The sequence below is a fragment of the Shewanella sp. LZH-2 genome (assembly GCF_016859145.1).
Classification (GTDB): domain Bacteria; phylum Pseudomonadota; class Gammaproteobacteria; order Enterobacterales; family Shewanellaceae; genus Shewanella; species Shewanella xiamenensis.
On sequence record NZ_CP069350.1, the window covers coordinates 1,108,958 to 1,127,500 of the forward strand.

Genomic DNA, 18,543 nt, shown 5'->3' on the forward strand with positions numbered 1-18,543 from the left:
TGAGCCTTTTTGATAAGATGATACAAACTAGAGGCGCTAAATTTCCCGCTTTTTCGGCCAGCTTAAGGTGAAACGCGTCTGGGCTGGATGGCTGGTGACATTGACCTCACCCTGATGACGTTGCATGATCCGTTTGATAATCGCTAAACCTAAACCATGACCCTTATTGCCATTTTGCACCGATTGGCTGCGGTAAAAGGGCTCGAACACTTTAGGTAAATCCACCTCAGGGATAGGCTCTCCATCATTACTCACACTTAGTGTTACCCGTTGCTGGGTTTGGCTGACTTCAATCAAGATTTGATGGCGAGCAAAACGCTGTGCATTGGTCAGTAGATTTTGCAGTGCTCGCTCAATCAATGCTGGTTCGCCAAATAAGGGCAGGGTATCTATATCTGTATGCAAGGTTATTGGGGTTTCACTCAATGCACTTAAACGTTTAATGGATTGATTAATCAAGGTGATAAGATCGTATTCATCTAGAGGCATTTCACGCTGGGATTCTAAACTGGCGTAGGTGAGTAATTCTTGCAGTAGGTTTTCCATTTCCTTAATGTCGAGCTGCATTTCATTGAGAAAATCCTGACGCTTTTGTTCGTCAGAGTCAGGTTGGCAGTACATGGGCATTAAGGCGAGGGCGAATTTAAGTCGCGCAAGGGGCGTGCGAATCTCGTGGGAAACCGCATTGGACAAATGTTTTTGGTTTTCAATCAATGCGCTGATATGCCTCGCCATTTCATTAAAGGTATTGGCTAAGGGTTTTACCTGAGAGCGGTTCGAGAGATTGATGCGAGTATCCCATTTGGCTTCGCCAAAATCCTTTGTGGCCTTACGCAATATGCTTAAGTCCCGCGAGAGTGGTCCAACCCAAATCAAAGCGACGAGTGCGAGTGACAAATAGAAAAACAGAGTGAATAAATTACGCAGATCGGCTCTGGGGTCTATCTCAATAGGACCCGCCATTAATACTTGTTCACCTACCTGAATAAACTGGAATTGTTCGCCCTCACTGGTTGTGGTGGTGACTACATGATTGGGTGTCAGAACTTGATCTTTCGCCAGTGCAATTTGATCTGGACTGAGTAGATTTAACGGCAGCTGACTATCGGTTGTGAGTGCTTCTAAGTAATCGTGGCGACTCTCCTCTGGAAGCTGAGTCAACAGCTGGGCAAATGCAACCAGAGGAGCATCTAAGGGATTATTTTCATCTACATTTTTCTTCCATAGGCTGTCCAGTGTCCAGCCTATGCCCAGAAAACTGAGACTCAGCAGTAAATATAAGCTGATAAAGAGACGTTTCACGGGAGTTCTTAGTTGTTCCAGGCCTCAGGGGCGAAGAGATAGCCTTGTCCCCAAACGGTTTTGATTCTGAAGGGGGTCTCAATATTGTCGTTGAGCTTTTTGCGAAGTCTTGAGATCCGCACATCAATTTTTCTGTCTTTACCATCAAAATCAATATTGAGCAGTAATTGATAGATATATTGACGACTCAGTACTTGTCCTGCCTGTGATGCCAGTAACCACAGGAGTTCAAACTCATGGCTGGTGAGGTCGACTTCTTTGTTGTCGAGTCGAATTGCATGGGTATGGGGATCGATACTGAGTTTACCAAAAGTCAGGCAATGGGATTCGGCCTGAGGCGGTTGGTTTTGGCGGCGTAATAGGTTGTTGATACGGGCAACCAGCAGGGCAGGATCAACGGGTTTAACCACGTAGTCGTCTGCACCGAGTTCTAGTCCTTTGATCTGATCTTCGCTTGAGCCTAAGGCACTCATCAACAGGATCGGGCCGGCAAAGTAATCGGGTAACTTTTCGCACAGGCTAAGGCCATCAATTCCTGGCAACATAATGTCTAGCAGGATGATATCAGGCTTATAGTTGATTAAGCGGGTTAACACTGTGTCGCCACGACGCTCTACTTCAACGTGCATGCCGTGGGATTTCAAATAATCTACGATTAAATTCGCAAGACGGACATCATCTTCAACCAATAACACTCTGTGGGGTGATTGTGGATTCGTCATTAAAATAAACTCCAAGGGTTACGGTAACGTCTGCGCACCTGAGGCTGCGAGGTCGACGTGATTTTTAATTTGGCTCCAGCCAGTGTTTGGTTGGTATCCTTACTGACCAGAACAAAGTGAATATCGTTTAGCGTACTGACATTCAATGTGATTTCATGTTGTTCTAGCGATTCGCTGCACCATTTAGGATAGGCATTGTTGTCAGATAAGATACAAACCAGCTCATTTTTAGCGAGTTGCCACTGCAACTCTACACGGATTTCACAGGCTTGATTTTCATCCCCCGTGATACAGATTTCAGGGGTCAGTTTTAATTTTGACTCTTCATTTGGAGCGGCAAGTGCATGAGTCGGTCCCATTAAGCTAACGCTTAGACCGAATATGCATAGCATCCTAATATGAAGGGGCGTCACTCTTGTTAAAACCTATACGCTGCGCCAATAAAATAAGTGCTGCTATAGTCTTGATTGAGCAAGGGACTGGCGGCTATTTCATCTGCAATTTGTGTGTAGCGGAACGCAAAGAGCATATCCCAGTTATCAGTTAAGATATAACGGGCTGTCATTTCGACCCCTTTATTCCAGCCAGCATCAGCATGGTAATGTTTGCTCCAATAATCATTTTCACTCGGGCGTACACCATAGTAATAGTCGACGACGTTGGTACTTTTCCAATCAAATACGAGTGACATATCCATTACCCAGCGGGTTAAATGCCAACCATAGGTCCATTTAATTTGCGCTTCAGCGCCTTGATGCACATCAAACATATCATGGGTGTAGGCTAACCTAACTACGCCTAATGGGGTATAAATAAATGCTTCAGCGCCACCTAATAACGTAAAGTTACGCGATTCTAAGGAATTAAACACGGGTTCGGGTTCACTGCTGAGAACTGTCTTGGTCGAGAGCATTCTCGCACCATCCTGTGAACTTCGCTCCAAAAAGATATTCGAAGGGTCCCAGCGATAGAAATAAGCTCTATCCATGCTATAGCTGGTCACTAAGTTGACGCTGAAATATTGCTGCTCAACTAAGCTATAGCCTAAGTTACCGTTATCAAAAAACCAATGGTCACCATAGTAAGCTACAGTTGGGATAAAAAAGACCGGAATATCATCAAAATCCCTAAGAGGGTTGGTTTTTTGCCCCCAACCGACCGCCACGCCTAAATCCCAGTTGCGCATTTCAATACATTCATCTTTAGTGACGCACGGTTCTTTGGCCATTCCAATAGAAGGTAGGCTAAGCGCGGTGAGTAAGATTAATAATGTTCGATACATGATATGCGTTCGGATTTAATGACAGTCGGTAATGGGCAACAGATTAGCATTTTATGCTTAATTCCACAGTGCTTTCACCTGAAGGGATGCAAAATGATACAGATATCATACAAATAGCATATATGTAGATCTCGTAATCAATTGAAAGACATCATAAAAGCATAAAATGCACTTGCTTAGCGCTTTTGTCGACGTTGGTGTGTTGTATTTATACTGTTTTGCTTTTTGGGCGCTAGTGTTACTAATTTGGGTTGGTGCAGCAAATAAAATGCCATTCATTGTCGGAATGGCATTCGTAAGACTCGATGAAACCTGATTACAGCCAGAAGCTAAAGGAAGTAAAACCGATCAGTTGAGTTCTTTTAGTGTCTGATAGCCCATTTCTGTTAGCTGGTCATTCACGCAGTCGAGGACATATTGTTTAAGCTCGGCATTTTCAATCTGATCTTCAGATGCCATCTGTTGGCATACTTCGGTCAGTTGAGCGATATCATTTGCAGGTGCCGGAGGAAGTGTTGATTCATCGGCAAAGCTAGCAAAACTGATTAGCGCCGACAGGGTGATAACAGCTGATAACGTTTTCATTTTATTTCCTTTAGTTATTGATAGTTAACAACAGCCTAACTGGTTTCCCATCATGCCGCTGCGTCAACAGATAGCAATTTATCATTGCTATTATTTTTTAGATATAAATAATTTTTCACTCATTTTGTAAGCTATTTTTTGTCGAATTATCATGGTTGTTTTATGGGCAGGCTTAAGTGCCTAAGCCAGTCAAAAATACCGATCTCATCCTTCGTAAACCGCGCGAATCCCCCTGATTTTCCACTACCAAGCTGAGCTTATTTTACTATGACGTTCTTACCACCCTTAAGTTTCATCATCCTGAGCGGCATATTTGTAATTAATATGTTTAAAAATAGACTTATCTCAACTTTGGTCTATTTATGGGATGAAGTTAATCTTTTTGATGGTTTTTACGGATTACTAGAGAGTGCATTTGTTGATGGGAGAGTAGAAAGTTTGAACTATAGCAAAATTGCCCTATAAATAAGATTTAGCGCACTATTTTTACCCATGTTTTATAGATATTTGAATCTTAAGAGATTAATTTTTAGTCTGTAGATTTTTTTATTTATTAATTTTTTATCTTGATGATTTTAATGGTTAATTTGTTTATTTGTTATGATTATAAGATTTAGATTGTGATCTTCTTTGTTGTTATCTAAACTTCGCCGCTTTTTATCGAACTATAAGTGCAAATTATTGTACTGAAATTTACTTATCATTTTGGGGACTTTCTGTGTCGACAAAACTGGCGAATCCGGCTCCATTAGGTTTAATGGGCTTTGGTATGACGACTATCCTGCTAAACATTCATAATGCAGGGTACTTTCCGATTGACTCGATGATCTTAGCTATGGGGATTTTCTATGGCGGAATGGGTCAAATTATCGTGGGCATTATGTGCTTTATGCGTGGTGATACCTTTGGTACAACCGCCTTTACCTCTTACGGTTTATTCTGGTTGACCTTAGTTGGGCTTATTTTAATGCCAAATGCTGGGGTTGCGGCGAGTCCAACCTATTTTATGGGGTGGTACTTAACCCTTTGGGGAATTTTTACAGCCTTTATGTTTGTGGGATCGTTACGTTATCCAAGGGCTAAGCAGTTTGTGTTTGCTTCGTTGACGATTCTATTCTTCCTTCTGGCGGCGAGAGATTTTACTGGCAGCGCGCTTATTGGCACCATCGCGGGTTTTGAAGGGATTATCTGTGGTGCGAGTGCAATTTACTTTGCCATGGCGCAAGTGCTTAATAATGAATATGGCCGCACTATTTTACCGATAGGCGAGCTTAAAGCTAAGGTCTAACTGAGTTCTTAGTTTATGCAAAAGGCTGAATCATTCAGCCTTTTGCATTTTTGACGGGTCAGTAATATTAAAACTTACAACATCAGATTTTAGTTTGGATAAATGCAATACAGGCATTATCTAGACTACGGTTAGAGATATAGCTGGTCCCTGTTTTATGGGTGATTAGGAACCCTTTATCCGTTTGCACAATACGATAAATATCCGTCCAGAGAATTTGAGCGTTAACATATTGTGATTTTGTGTGGATACCTTGCTCATCAATGATAAGGGTGACTTCATTATTGGCGGCTTTGCTCATCATTTGCCGCATCAACCACCACGCTTTGTTGTATTTTACATTTAATGCTTCAATCACCCCGAGCCCAACAAAGAAATAGGCCAGATAGAGGCTGACATCCGCAAAAATCAGCGCAATGCCAATGAGCCCGAAACCTATGGCTTTATAATAAGGTTTGAGAGTGGGATCGGGTTTGACGGACTGGGTATAACACTCGTCAAAATGCGCTTTATCTAAGATGTAAGTTGTGGAATAACAATAGGGTGTGGTCATGTCTTATTTACTAATCAAAAGTTTAATTATCTAAAGCTGGATAGCGCATTAGTTTAGCGGGTTAGCTGCGTAAAGTAACGATTTTTGGGATAAGTCTGCAGTAGCGATACGGCGCAAAATACCCTGTTATTGTACCTGCGCCCGTTCCTGCACCATAGTTTGCTTATGACTTAATAGCGGTTTCGCTCTGTGGGAATATCACTCAGATACTCAACAAACTCGACTTCAAATCCATGGGCATCGAAGAAGTAGATATTGCGGCGATAGGGATCTTCCATGCCATCTTTGGCTATCGGAAAACCAGCTTGGGTTAGCCTTGTTATCACTTCATCTAAATCACTCACCACAAAGGCAAAATGAGCTAAGCCAATTTGATGGCCCGTTAAGTCGCGGTTTTCCCCTTCACCGTTATCGCTAAAGGCAATGTATTGATAATCATCGCCAAAATGAATCCAATTGCGCGGCTTGCCGTACCAAGTCCCTTTATCTCCGCCACGGACACGCCAATGTGGGAAGGCGGCTTGATAAAAAGTGAGTGCTTTAGGGATATCGTCGACGACTAGGTTGATGTGCTCTAAATGGATCATAATGCGTTCCTTGTAATGATTTTAATCAGTGTGATTCACATCCAAGCTGCTTACATACCGTAGCAGTATTCCTGCTGCTTGGGGTAGGGTTGATGAATATGGCGTTGGCGTATCGGCGCTAAGGCTTGGGCATATTGATGCAACATAAATAGGCTATATTGCACTCTTTCCCTGAGGGCGATATCCCGTGTGCCTTGGGGCGTGGCGTTGAGTACATTTTCGACATTACGGATGATCAAATGGTCGGGGATCGGCACCAATTTATTGTTTTTGAGTGCATTCATTTTGACTTCTACAATGGGGTAGGCGCCGCTAATGCCGCTACAAACTGAAATCAGCAACACAGGCTTATGGGCGGTTTCCTGACGGCTACACATCAATAGGAAGTTTTTAAGCAGTGGCGATGCCATTCCACCCCATTCGGGCGTAATCAAAACGAGGGCATCCGCGGCATCGACTTTTCGCTCAATCTCAGGCCAATGTTCGCCCTTGTTGTCCTCTTCACCGTCCCAAAATGGCAGATTGAACTGGCAAAGTTCTAAGTGATGAATAGCGTCGTAACCGACATTATGGGGCGATAAAAAACTGGTTTCGGCTATGTATTTCGCGACTTTAGCGCTTTGCGAGTGGGCTCTTTGACTGGTGCTGATGATGAGTAAGTTCATTATGTAAACCTATTTGTTTATAAATTATTTATAAGGTAATTTCTTTACTTAATCTTGTAAAGGATAAAATAAATAAAAAACTTTATTTATTCTGTTAAAAGGTGGGCGATTAAGGGATAATCCGAGGCGAAGAGCGGAGAGCGCATATGAAAACCACTGATAAGATTATTCAATTACTCAAATTGCATGGCCCGTTAACGGCTAAGACCCTAGCGGAAGAGCTTGCGTTGACCACTATGGGCGTTCGCCAGCATTTGCAAGCCTTAGAAGAGGCGGGTGATGTCGATATTGAAGACAGAGTTGAAGGCCGCGGACGCCCAACCCGGTATTGGGGATTAACGGAGCAGAGTAGAACCCACTTTGCCGATCGCCACAGTGAGCTTAGTTTGCAATTGATTGATTCCGTAAAAATGATATTTGGTGATCAGGGGTTGGATAAACTGATTGAGCATAGAGAGCAAACTGCTATGCAGCAGTATCGCAGCGCGATGCAAGGTATGACGGATATTACCAGCCGTTTAACTAAATTGGTGGAGTTACGTACCCTCGAAGGCTATATGGCGACGCAGGAACAAGCCGATGGAGTTTTCTGGTTGCTTGAGAATCACTGCCCAATTTGCAGCGCAGCGACTAAGTGCCAAAATTTTTGTCGCTCCGAACTACAACAATTCCAGCAGTTATTTGCCGATATCGCTACTGTAAGCCGTGAAGAGCATATCATCGACGGCGCTCGTCGCTGTGCCTATCGCATTGCGCCTTTATCTTAGAGCAGGATGGTGTGATGCAATCAAAACGCGGTCGTCTCGATAGATATCTTGCCGTTAAGCTACAAATTCACCGTAAAGCCGTGCGAGAACTCTTGCTGGCGGAGCGTGTGTATGTGGATGGCGCGCCTGCGAAAGCGCTCGATCTGCTGGTGGATGAATTTTCCCACATAGTGTTTGATGGGCAAGTCTTACAGGCCAACCAGCCCGTGTACTTGATGTTGCACAAGCCCGTTGGGGTAGTGAGTGCGACCAAAGACAAGGAGCACCGCACTGTGATTGATTTACTCGATTGCGAAGCTCGCCATGAGCTGCATATTGCTGGGCGGTTAGATTTAAACTCATCGGGCTTATTGTTACTGACCAATGATAGTCGTTGGTCGGAGGCGTTAATGTCACCCGAGCAAAAAGTGAATAAAGTGTATCGAGTGACTTTAGCCAATCCCTTGAGTGAGGACTATATCGCGGCATTCGCGCAGGGCATGTATTTTGGCTTTGAAGATATCACCACACAGCCTGCAAAGTTGACTATCCTCGACACTCATATTGCAGAGGTTACTTTAAGGGAAGGGAAGTACCATCAAATCAAGCGGATGTTTGGTCGTTTCCGTAATCCAGTGGTGGGATTACACCGCCTTTCCATTGGTGAGATTATCCTAGATAAACACTTAAGCCCTGGTGATAGCCGGATGTTGACTGCACAAGAAGTCGCCTCTATCTATCATTCAAAAATGAAGTAACTCGAGACGGTGCATAAAGCGCTGATATGCACTTAAAAACATTACCCCTAAGAGCATGTTGACGTTTTGAGATTGAATTTCGTTCTGGCTCGCTCATTAGGTTAAGTAAAATAGCGATACTGCGCGGACTTTATCTTGCATAGATCGTGAACTAAAGGGTTGCAAAAATAATCCTGAAACGTCAATACACCTCGGCATACGATTGTTTGAAGGACGCTGTAACAAACACGTAAGGATAACATTAGTCTGGCACAGCACGGCTACGGCTGTGCCAGTGAAAATGTGTTAGAGCCTGAATGCACTGACTTGATTACGCATGCTGCTAGCCAGTTTGGTTAGGTTTATAACAGACTCGCTGAGCTCATGTGCTGAGCGAGTCGAGTCATCGGTAATATCACTGATCGCAATAATGCTACGGTTAATACTTTCGGCCACACTACTTTGCTCTTCAGCCGCAGTCGCAATATGGGCATTGAGCTCAGCAATGTTATCTACTGACGCTACAATTTCTTTTAAGGCCTGACCTGCTTCATTGGCTTTATTATTGGCATCATCGACTTGCTTGATACCAACTTCCATTGCATTAACTGCTTCTTTAACCCCTTTTTGTAGCGTTGCGATCATCGCTTCAATTTCTTGGGTGGACTTTTGAGTTCGTTGAGCTAGCGTTCTGACTTCATCGGCGACAACGGCAAAACCTCGCCCCTGTTCGCCTGCGCGAGCAGCTTCGATCGCAGCGTTTAATGCCAATAGGTTGGTTTGTTCGGCAATACTCTTTATCACATCTAAAACTCGACCAATACTTTGGCTTTCATTGGATAAAAAGCCAATCACTTGCGCCGTTTTTTGAATTTGTTCTGAAAGTTGAGACATGCTGCTAATTGAGTCAATAACGATACGATTACCATTCGCCGCATAATTATCAGCATCCTTTGCCGAATCCGCAGCGGCTGAAGTACTCTGAGCGACCTCTGCCACAGTCGCCGTCATTTCATTCATTGCTGTTGCTGTTTGTTCAGTTTCAGCTTGTTGCTGTTGCATGCGTTTATTGGTTTCTTGGGTAAAACTACTTAGCTCGGTCGCGGAGCTATTAACCGTATTTGCTGCTTCAGCGATGGAGTGCAAAATCCCTCTCAAATGTTCAATAACTTGAGTGAGGCTAGTCGAAATAAGTCCGAGTTCATCATCATTAAAAGTACGGAATTTAACGGTAAGATCGGAATCTTGGCGGATCGTTTTTAAATTGCGCACAATATCATTGATGGGATTCATCACACTGCGATTAACCCAAAGTCCAATCAAAATACTGGTCAGCATTGCAAGCCCTGCAAGAGTGGCAAAGATGGCAATCGATGAGTGATAAATCTCGTTAGCGGCAGCTCTTTCCTGACCTGCAATTTTGATTTGTAGTGCGATAAGTTCTGATATTTTGCCACTTATCGGATCGATTGCTTGGTAAAGCGGTAATATTTTGTCATTCAGTTGGTAAGCTACATCGCCATTCCTCCCCCTAAGATATGAAATGAGTAGCTCAACTTGTTGATTAGCTGGTAAAAATAACTGTCCAGCTTGTTGTGCAAGTCGAGATTCTTCTTGGGTAAGTTCAGTTGCAAGGTATTTGGGCCAGTACTGATTGATCGTTTTGCTGGCATTTTCAAGCGCATTAGCCGCTTGCGAAGCGCTAAATCCGCCAGCATTGGCTTTATTGATCGCGTCAATTACATCAACGGCATATTTATCAGCGATAACCTTAAGATCGTCTAAAGGAACCACTCTGTCGTTATAGATACGCTCGACGCCATATTCAATTTTTCCCATCATATAAATGGCGATAAAACCAATGGTTACTAGCATTAGGAGCGGCACGAGAATGCCAATAAACATTTTTTGTTTTATTTGAAGACCATTCATATGGATTTCCTCAGTATATTCAGGGAGGCTTTTAGGCAGAGCTCGAGCAGTCCATGATGAGTCTGTATGAATAGTTATAGCAAATATGCCAAATGAGGTTGGTGATTTAAGGAAATAAAATTGCAGAAACAAAAAAACCTCGCTTAGCGAGGTCTTTATGTTGGTACAGATGAGAGGACTTGAACCTCCACGCCCGCAAGGGCACCAGCACCTGAAGCTGGCGTGTCTACCAATTCCACCACATCTGCATTGGTATTCGACAGGTTGTCGAATTAAGTTGAATCGCAATTTGGTACAGGTGAGAGGACTTGAACCTCCACGCCCGTAAGGGCACCAGCACCTGAAGCTGGCGTGTCTACCAATTCCACCACACCTGCACTGTACTTTAATTGCAATCCTTTAACACTGGTCGCTAAGGCAACCAACTTAAAGATGGTGCCCGAACCCGGAATCGAACCAGGGACACGAGGATTTTCAATCCTCTGCTCTACCGACTGAGCTATTCGGGCGACGGGCGCAATTTAAAGGCTTTTCGGCTTTTGAGTCAACTGATTTTTACTAAATAATGTAAAAAGTGATGCGGTTGGGTAAGTTTTACTCGAATCGAGTATTTATTGAGTCCTAGCGGGAATGACAAGAGAAAATACTCAGTGCCACTTAAAGGGAATAAACGTAAAAAATGTCCGTAGAAGACGAAAAAATGCCCCTCTAAAAGGGGCATTTCGACTTAGTTTGATAAGATTTCATTGTTTGGGAAGTTAGCTTGCATTACCATTAGCACGTTTTGCTTCAGTTGGTTCTGACCTAACTCACCATAAGCTTCTGCCATAATCTCCAGTGCTCGCTCAGTTGACGGTGTACCGGGATACGTTTCTAACACAGATTGTGCACGAACAGCAGCAGCACTCCAAGCGTTCATTTTGATATAGTATTCAGCAACTTGAATGGAATATTTCGCTAAACGGTTTTTTAGCGATAGCATGCGTTTTTGTGCATCAGCGGCATATTTGCTGTTGGGATAGGTTTTGATTAGACGGTCAAAATCCTTAAAGGCATCTTGGGCATTTTTCGGATCACGATCGGTTCTATCGATATTCAACATATCGTGGAAAAGATAGCTATCCGCCTGCATATTGACGAGTCCTCGCATATAGTAGACATAGTCGATATTGGGGTGCGTTGGGTTTAGACGGATGAATCTGTCAATGTTAGCAATGCCAGAGGCAACATCGTCCATTTTGTAATAAGCATAAATCAGATCCAATTGAACCTGAGTTTTATGTGGTCCGAACGGGAAGCGAGAGTCTAGCGCCTCCAATGAACGGACAGCTTTAGAGTAATTGCCAAGCTCCATGGAGGTTCTTGCCTGAGAATAAAGCTCGTCAGGTGAGGTTTTGGCGGCAATATCGTTATCTTCAGGACTGCTACTACAGGCTGATAACGCTAGTGAAAATAGGACTAAGGTTAAGCCTTTGGAGAATTTATACATACTTGAATTCAATTCTTTATAAGTTGTAGTTAAGAATTTTTCCATTTCACGATAAAATAGAAAGCATTCGATTGTAACAGATAGCACACATTTTTTGACCCCAAAATGGGGATACGGTTCCTATGACACAAGAGATTAATCTAAAAAGCGAGATTTCGGCAACACAAACTGGTTTGAGATTGGATCAAGCACTGGCTGAGTTGTTCCCTGATTACTCGCGCACGCGCATCAAGGAATGGATCCTATCTGATGCAGTCTATGTTGATGGCGTAATGGTAAACAAGCCGCGCGAAAAAGTTTTTGAGCTGCAGCAAATCGAAATTAACGCCACGCTCGAAGAAGAAGTGCATGCGGCTGCGCAAGCCATTGAGCTGGATATTGTCTATGAAGATGATGATATTTTAGTCATCAATAAACAAGCTGGCTTAGTGGTTCACCCCGGTGCAGGTAATGCCGACGGTACTTTGATGAACGCATTGCTGCATCATTGCCCTAATATTGAGCACGTGCCACGTGCGGGTATTGTGCACCGTTTGGATAAAGACACCACAGGTTTGATGGTGGTGGCCAAAACGGTTGAAGCGCAGACACATTTGGTTGCAGCCTTGCAGGCCCGAGAAATCACCCGTGAGTACGAGGCGATTGTCCTCGGTACTATGACGGCGGGCGGTACAGTCGATGAGCCTATTGGTCGTCATCCGACGAAACGTACTCATATGGCGGTGCATCATTCGGGTAAACCGGCTGTAACCCATTACCGTGTGGCGGAAAAATTCCGTAATCATACCCGTTTAAGATTACGTTTAGAGTCTGGACGTACTCATCAAATTCGTGTGCATATGGCGTATATCGGCCATGTGCTGGTGGGTGATCCTGTATATGGTGGCCGTCCAAAACCACCGAAAGCAGCAAGTCCTGAGTTTTTTGAGATTTTGAAAAACTTCAAACGCCAAGCACTGCACGCGGTACGTTTGGAATTAGCGCATCCTGTGACCTGTGAAATCATGAGCTGGACTGCGCCGCTCCCAGAAGATATGGTGATTTTGACTAAAGCGCTGCGTCAAGACACTTTAGAACATCCGATTGAGTACTAACTGATGTTGATGCACGATTGGCCAGTACCTGACAATGTGGCAATTGCAATGACCGACCGCCATGGCGGCGTGAGTCTTGCCCCCTACGATAGCCTGAATTTAGGGTTGCACGTGGGTGACATACCGCAGCAAGTATTGGTTAATCGTGGCTTACTAGCACAGCAGTTACAGCTTGCGACTGAGCCTGTGTGGTTGGAGCAAGTCCACGGTACTCGAGTGGTTGATTTGGCCGATATCGCCCCAATTAATCTTACTCAAGACGCTCAATCAGAGTGTGTGTCCTTGCAAAATACGCCACCTTTGGTCGCCGATGCCAGCTATACCGACCTCGCTGGACGGGTTTGCGTGGTGATGACCGCTGATTGCTTGTCGGTGCTTTTGTGTAATCAACAAGGGACTGAAGTTGCAGCAGCCCATGCCGGTTGGCGCGGACTGTGTGATGGGGTGATTGAGGCAAGTGTGGCTAAGTTTGCCTCTAAGCCAAACGAACTTATCGCCTACTTAGGGCCGGCTATTGGTCCTACGGCTTTTGAAGTTGGCGCCGAAGTGCGTGCCGCCTTTATGGCAAAAGATCCTAATGCGGAAAGTTGTTTTATTGCGCGAGGCGATAAATACCTTGCCGATATTATCGGATTAGCCAAATTACGCTTAAAGCAACTGGGTATTACACAGATCTACAGCGCCGATATTTGCACTGTATTGAATCAGGGTTATTTCTCCTATCGCCGCGATAAAATCACTGGTCGTATGGCTTCCTTGATCTGGCTTAAGTCTTAAGTTTATTCCCCTATAATTTGTATTTATTTCTAGCCATCTAGCTTGAAATTGGTCAAATAGCCCCCATCTTTTAACTAACAAAATGCTGTACCTTATTTGTGAGTTTTAGGAGGCTGTATGCGACTCGATCGTATGACTAATAAATTTCAGCTTGCCATCTCAGATGCCCAGTCGTTAGCACTTGGGCGTGATCATCAGTTTATCGAACCGCTACATTTGATGATGGCACTGCTTAACCAGGATTCTGGTTCTATCCATCCCTTATTAACCCAAGCTGGCATTCGGGTGAGTGCGCTGCGCTCGCTACTTAGCCAAGAGCTTGAACGTCTACCGCAGGTCGAAGGCACTGGCGGCGATGTACAATTATCCCAAGGGTTAATTCGTTTATTAAACCTGTGCGACAAGTTGGCGCAAAAGCGCAAAGACAAATATATCTCCAGTGAGTTGTTCGTTCTTGCGGCGCTTGAGGGCAGCGATGCGCTAGCACAATGCCTCAAAAAATCCGGCGCGACCAAAGAGCTAATGGAACAAACCATTGAGCAAATGCGTGGTGGTCAGAATGTGGATGATCCTAATGCGGAAGACCAACGCCAAGCGCTGAAAAAGTTTACCGTTGATCTTACTGAACGTGCCGAGCAGGGCAAACTCGATCCTGTAATTGGTCGTGATGATGAAATCCGCCGCACTATTCAAGTACTGCAACGTCGTAGCAAAAACAACCCAGTGCTGATTGGTGAGCCTGGCGTGGGTAAAACCGCGATTGTTGAAGGTCTTGCTCAGCGCATTGTGAACGGTGAAGTCCCTGAAGGGATTAAAAATAAACGTGTTTTATCCTTAGATATGGGCGCATTAATTGCGGGCGCTAAATATCGTGGTGAGTTTGAAGAGCGTTTAAAAGCCGTGCTTAACGAGCTGGCGCAGGAAGAAGGCCAAGTGATCCTCTTTATCGACGAGCTGCACACAATGGTGGGCGCGGGTAAAGGCGATGGCGCCATGGATGCGGGGAACATGTTAAAGCCTGCTTTAGCCCGTGGCGATCTCCACTGTGTAGGCGCGACGACTCTTGACGAGTATCGCCAATATATTGAAAAAGATGCCGCCCTTGAGCGTCGTTTCCAAAAAGTATTAGTGGATGAGCCAAGCGTTGAAGACACCATTGCGATTTTACGTGGCTTGAAAGAGCGTTATGAGCTGCATCACCATGTGGAAATTACCGATCCGGCGATTGTAGCGGCGGCGACCATGTCGCACCGTTATGTGTCGGACCGTAAATTACCCGATAAAGCCATCGACTTAATTGACGAGGCGGCGTCGAGCATCCGTATGCAGATGGATTCTAAGCCTGAATCCCTCGACAGATTGGAGCGCCGTGCTATCCAGTTGAAACTGGAAGAGCAGGCATTGGCCAAAGAAAACGATGAGGCGAGCCGTCGTCGACTCGAACATTTACGTGTCGAGTTGCATGAAGTTGAGGCTAAGGCGTCGGAGCTTAATGAAATCTGGCGCACCGAAAAAGCGGCGTTGGCAGGTACTCAGCATATTAAAGCCGACCTTGAGCAAGCGCGGATGGATTTAGAAGTCGCGCGCCGCGCCGGTGATTTAACGCGTATGTCCGAGCTGCAATATGGCCGTATTCCAGAGCTTGAAAAGCAATTGGACTTGGCATCGCAAGCTGAAATGCAGGATATGACACTGCTGCGCAATAAAGTTACTGACTTAGAAATCGCTGAAGTGTTATCAAAGGCGACGGGTATTCCGGTTTCTAAGATGCTTGAAGGCGAGCGTGAAAAACTGTTACAAATGGAAGTGGCACTGCATGAGCGCGTGATTGGCCAAAACGAAGCTGTGGATGCAGTCGCTAATGCGATTCGTCGTAGCCGCGCAGGGCTTGCCGATCCTAACCGTCCGATTGGTTCGTTCCTGTTCTTAGGACCAACTGGTGTGGGTAAAACCGAGTTGTGTAAGTCGTTAGCTAAGTTCCTATTCGATACAGAATCGGCCTTAGTGCGCATCGACATGTCAGAGTTTATGGAAAAACATGCTGTTTCACGTTTGGTTGGTGCTCCTCCTGGATATGTTGGCTATGAAGAGGGCGGTTATTTAACTGAAGCTGTTCGCCGTAAGCCTTATTCAGTGATTCTGCTCGATGAGGTGGAGAAGGCGCACCCAGACGTGTTCAACATCTTGCTGCAGGTGCTGGATGATGGCCGCTTAACCGATGGTCAAGGCCGTACCGTCGACTTTAGAAATACGGTGATCATCATGACCTCAAACTTAGGCTCTGACATTATCCAAGAAGGATTCGGTCACTTAAGTTATAGCGAAATGAAGAGCGCGGTGATGAATGTGGTGACCCATAGCTTTAGACCCGAGTTCTTAAACCGGATCGACGAGTCTGTGGTATTCCATCCCTTGGATGCAGAAAATATCAAGCATATTGCTTCTATCCAAATTGCTTCATTGCGTAAGCGTTTGGCAGAGAAAGACTATACGCTGGAGATCACCGACGAGGCATTATCGCTGATCGCTGAAATTGGTTTCGACCCCGTCTATGGTGCAAGACCACTGAAACGAGCCTTGCAGCAAGAGATGGAAAATCCATTAGCGCAAAAATTACTGCGTGGCGAGTTACTGCCCGGCAAACCTATCAAGGTCAGTTGCGCTGGTCGTGAGCTGGTATTCGAGCAATAATTTACGACAATCTTTGCCGTGCAAAATGCTGCTTAACCTAAACAAAAAACCGAAGTCTTGGACTTCGGTTTTTTGCCTATATCGGTTACAGATAAAATAGCGGTTAGCAATAGTATGGCATTGCCATCAAGATTTTTAGTGGTGCCTATTACAAACTCTGGGCGTTATTTTTTATTGCAAAATAGTTTGATCCGCTGTTGATTCTCAGTAATGGCTGCTTGGCGCTCTTCTTCTGTCATCGCGACAGGTTCTTTATTACCGTCTTCTTGGCGGGTGAGTTTTGTATGGGTCGTTAACACATCTAAATTATGTTTAGCGTTTTCACAAATTGCTTCTGCTTGCTTGGCATCTTTCTCTTTAATTAAAGCCGCCGATTTTTCGGACTCAGACATTTCAGGAGGCGCTTCCTTTTTAACGGGAGCTATATAGCCAATTTTACTCGGTTCAAGATCATTGCTATTCAACTGCTGCGCTTGTTGTTCCTGAGTCGGTGGTTGTTGACTGTAATGAGTTACCCCGTTCTTATCGACCCAAGTGTAAATAGCGCCCGCCAGCACGGTTTGTGTGAGCAACACTAGGCATACAAAACCTAAAAATACCACGCTCAAATTTGTTTTCATTAACATAAACATCATCCCTTAGGGCACCCATCGACATGATAGTAAAATATGCTATCTTGAAGCCTACTTCCATTCCTGTTCATAGCTTTATAAGTGTATGCAAAATTCTTCTAATCAAACAGTAAAGAATAAGGGTATCTATTTACTGCCAAATTTATTCACAACCGCAGGCTTGTTTTCCGGTTTCTACGCTGTAATTGCCTCGATGAATGCCAACTTTGAAGCGGCAGCAATCGCGATTTTTGTGGCTATGATTTGCGATGGCTTAGACGGTAGAGTGGCAAGATTAACGAATACGCAAAGTGACTTTGGTGCTGAATATGACAGTATGGCGGATATGGTGTCTTTTGGTATGGCGCCTGCGTTACTCGCCTACAATTGGGCGCTTGCAGATTTAGGCAAGGTTGGTTGGCTCGCAGCATTTATCTATTGTGCGGGCGCTGCATTAAGGTTGGCACGTTTTAATACTCAAGTCGGTGTTGCGGATAAACGTTACTTCCAAGGTTTAGCAAGTCCTGCTGCTGCGGCCGTTATTGCCGGCAGTATTTGGCTTGGTAATCAGTACTATCTCGATGGTAAGAATATCAGTTGGATTGCCGGATTGATTACAGCAATCACGGGGTTATTAATGGTGAGCAATTTCCGTTATCACTCTTTCAAGGAGATTGACTGGCGCGGCAAAGTGAATTTTATCGCCATCCTATTCGTTGTGGGTGTATTTGTTGTGGTTTCGGTTCAGCCAGCTTTAATCCTCTGCATTGGTTTTTATCTCTACGCCATTTCGGGGCCAGTGATCACTATTCGTACCGTGAGAAAGCTAAAAGTAGCCCATATTGTGGGTGATGGAGAGCATGAAAAGGAACAAGAAACAGCAGAGGGCACCAAGAGCTCAAAAAGTTCTACGGATAATCCTTAGTCCGACAGTTCCTACATTCTCAATCTTTTATGCCATGTTAGTTCTACGGTTCAAGAGTCGCCATTCCCTATTCTTGAACCGTTTCTCTGCACCGGACATACTCATCTATATATGTAAAAGTTTTAAAGCGCCCTTTCTTAAGGCTATTCGATCTATAGAATTTCCTGCACATCCTTTCTACATATGCCAAACTTACCAGCCCAAGTGAGAAAAATAGCAGCATATCCAGCCAACACTTGAAGATTTGTTGGTTATTTGTTCACTCGGCAGGTTTTGTTAAAAAAGCGCTTGCACAAAAAGTTCTGCTGCCTATAATGCGCATCCACTGACACGGCAGACAGCGAAAGTTAACGCGGTTTCAGTGCGAATCAAATGCAGAATGTGCAGTTGATTCGAAAGCCTCAAGAAGTTTGTAAAAACGCCTTGACGCGACAAGGGAAATGCGTAAAATACGCAGCCCTGACCTGCTGAGCGGTAACGCGAAGTGAATGGTCAAATGCTCTTTAACAATCTAAACAAGAAATCTGTGTGGACACTCACAGGTGTTGAGTTAATCG

General features: G+C 44.6%; 18 protein-coding genes and 3 tRNA genes. 7 read left to right on the forward strand and 14 right to left on the reverse strand.

Features of this window, described 5'->3' with window-relative positions:
* Positions 1-36 precede the first annotated feature (36 nt).
* The 5 genes from JM642_RS05035 to JM642_RS05055 all read right to left on the reverse strand — a co-directional run bounded on the left by JM642_RS05035 (position 37) and on the right by JM642_RS05055 (position 3,891).
* Positions 37-1,302 carry an ATP-binding protein gene (locus tag JM642_RS05035; RefSeq protein ID WP_069454392.1) on the reverse strand — a complete coding sequence of 422 codons (1,266 nt, stop codon included), beginning with the start codon at positions 1,300-1,302 and terminating at the stop codon, positions 37-39.
* An 8-nt stretch (positions 1,303-1,310) separates the two neighbouring features.
* Positions 1,311-2,024, reverse strand: a complete 714-nt coding sequence (locus JM642_RS05040) for a winged helix-turn-helix domain-containing protein (RefSeq protein ID WP_011073412.1) — start codon at positions 2,022-2,024, stop codon at positions 1,311-1,313.
* Positions 2,024-2,416 carry a DUF3019 domain-containing protein gene (locus JM642_RS05045; protein WP_080612404.1) on the reverse strand — a complete coding sequence of 131 codons (393 nt, stop codon included), beginning with the start codon at positions 2,414-2,416 and terminating at the stop codon, positions 2,024-2,026. The genes JM642_RS05040 and JM642_RS05045 overlap by 1 nt, the downstream gene beginning before the upstream one ends.
* Positions 2,417-2,442: 26 nt before the next feature.
* Positions 2,443-3,306: a MipA/OmpV family protein gene (locus JM642_RS05050; protein WP_037421340.1), complete on the reverse strand. Its 864-nt coding sequence runs from the start codon at positions 3,304-3,306 to the stop codon at positions 2,443-2,445.
* A 348-nt stretch (positions 3,307-3,654) separates the two neighbouring features.
* On the reverse strand, positions 3,655-3,891 hold the full coding sequence (locus JM642_RS05055) for a hypothetical protein (RefSeq protein WP_037421337.1): 237 nt from the start codon (positions 3,889-3,891) through the stop codon (positions 3,655-3,657).
* Between the two features lie 718 nt (positions 3,892-4,609).
* Here JM642_RS05055 and JM642_RS05060 point away from each other — a divergent pair.
* Positions 4,610-5,179, forward strand: a complete 570-nt coding sequence (locus tag JM642_RS05060; RefSeq protein ID WP_037429751.1) for a GPR1/FUN34/YaaH family transporter — start codon at positions 4,610-4,612, stop codon at positions 5,177-5,179.
* An 82-nt stretch (positions 5,180-5,261) separates the two neighbouring features.
* On the opposite strand, the gene JM642_RS05065 is transcribed toward JM642_RS05060, so the two are convergent.
* From JM642_RS05065 to JM642_RS05075, 3 genes are all read right to left on the reverse strand, one after another.
* Positions 5,262-5,732, reverse strand: coding sequence for a YcxB family protein (locus tag JM642_RS05065; RefSeq protein WP_037429752.1), 471 nt, complete (start codon positions 5,730-5,732; stop codon positions 5,262-5,264).
* A gap of 170 nt (positions 5,733-5,902) precedes the next feature.
* Positions 5,903-6,319: a VOC family protein gene (locus JM642_RS05070; RefSeq protein WP_055646677.1), complete on the reverse strand. Its 417-nt coding sequence runs from the start codon at positions 6,317-6,319 to the stop codon at positions 5,903-5,905.
* A 50-nt stretch (positions 6,320-6,369) separates the two neighbouring features.
* A complete protein-coding gene (locus JM642_RS05075) occupies positions 6,370-6,984 on the reverse strand; it encodes an NAD(P)H-dependent oxidoreductase (protein WP_088586811.1) in 615 nt (204 codons plus the stop codon).
* Positions 6,985-7,130: 146 nt separating this feature from the next.
* Between JM642_RS05075 and JM642_RS05080 the strand changes: the two genes are divergently transcribed.
* On the forward strand, positions 7,131-7,751 hold the full coding sequence (locus tag JM642_RS05080) for a metalloregulator ArsR/SmtB family transcription factor (protein WP_088586812.1): 621 nt from the start codon (positions 7,131-7,133) through the stop codon (positions 7,749-7,751).
* Positions 7,752-7,765: 14 nt separating this feature from the next.
* Positions 7,766-8,488, forward strand: coding sequence for a 16S rRNA pseudouridine(516) synthase (locus tag JM642_RS05085; RefSeq protein WP_203433037.1), 723 nt, complete (start codon positions 7,766-7,768; stop codon positions 8,486-8,488).
* A 285-nt stretch (positions 8,489-8,773) separates the two neighbouring features.
* Here the strand turns inward: JM642_RS05085 and JM642_RS05090 are convergent, their stop codons facing one another.
* The 5 genes from JM642_RS05090 to JM642_RS05110 all read right to left on the reverse strand — a co-directional run bounded on the left by JM642_RS05090 (position 8,774) and on the right by JM642_RS05110 (position 11,888).
* Complete coding sequence (locus tag JM642_RS05090; protein WP_203433039.1) at positions 8,774-10,399, reverse strand: methyl-accepting chemotaxis protein; 1,626 nt, start codon at positions 10,397-10,399, stop codon at positions 8,774-8,776.
* 161 nt (positions 10,400-10,560) lie between these two features.
* Positions 10,561-10,647 (reverse strand) — tRNA-Leu (locus JM642_RS05095).
* Between the two features lie 42 nt (positions 10,648-10,689).
* A tRNA-Leu gene (locus JM642_RS05100) sits at positions 10,690-10,776 on the reverse strand.
* A 56-nt stretch (positions 10,777-10,832) separates the two neighbouring features.
* Positions 10,833-10,908 (reverse strand) — tRNA-Phe (locus JM642_RS05105).
* A 218-nt stretch (positions 10,909-11,126) separates the two neighbouring features.
* Positions 11,127-11,888: an outer membrane protein assembly factor BamD gene (locus JM642_RS05110; protein WP_011073401.1), complete on the reverse strand. Its 762-nt coding sequence runs from the start codon at positions 11,886-11,888 to the stop codon at positions 11,127-11,129.
* Between the two features lie 122 nt (positions 11,889-12,010).
* Here JM642_RS05110 and rluD point away from each other — a divergent pair, with 122 nt between their 5' ends.
* From rluD to clpB, 3 genes are all read left to right on the forward strand, one after another.
* A complete protein-coding gene (rluD, locus tag JM642_RS05115) occupies positions 12,011-12,982 on the forward strand; it encodes a 23S rRNA pseudouridine(1911/1915/1917) synthase RluD (protein ID WP_203433041.1) in 972 nt (323 codons plus the stop codon).
* A 3-nt stretch (positions 12,983-12,985) separates the two neighbouring features.
* Positions 12,986-13,759, forward strand: coding sequence for a peptidoglycan editing factor PgeF (gene pgeF, locus JM642_RS05120; RefSeq protein ID WP_203433043.1), 774 nt, complete (start codon positions 12,986-12,988; stop codon positions 13,757-13,759).
* A 117-nt stretch (positions 13,760-13,876) separates the two neighbouring features.
* Positions 13,877-16,450, forward strand: a complete 2,574-nt coding sequence (gene clpB, locus JM642_RS05125; protein ID WP_037421313.1) for an ATP-dependent chaperone ClpB — start codon at positions 13,877-13,879, stop codon at positions 16,448-16,450.
* Positions 16,451-16,614: 164 nt separating this feature from the next.
* On the opposite strand, the gene JM642_RS05130 is transcribed toward clpB, so the two are convergent.
* The gene (locus JM642_RS05130) at positions 16,615-17,076 is read right to left on the reverse strand and encodes a DUF4124 domain-containing protein (RefSeq protein WP_088586818.1); all 462 of its coding nucleotides are present in this window, start codon (positions 17,074-17,076) and stop codon (positions 16,615-16,617) included.
* A 91-nt stretch (positions 17,077-17,167) separates the two neighbouring features.
* On the opposite strand from JM642_RS05130, the gene pssA reads away from it, so the two are divergent.
* Entirely contained in the window at positions 17,168-17,986 is an 819-nt protein-coding gene (gene pssA / locus JM642_RS05135) for a CDP-diacylglycerol--serine O-phosphatidyltransferase (protein ID WP_088586819.1), read from the forward strand.
* Positions 17,987-18,543 lie beyond the last annotated feature (557 nt).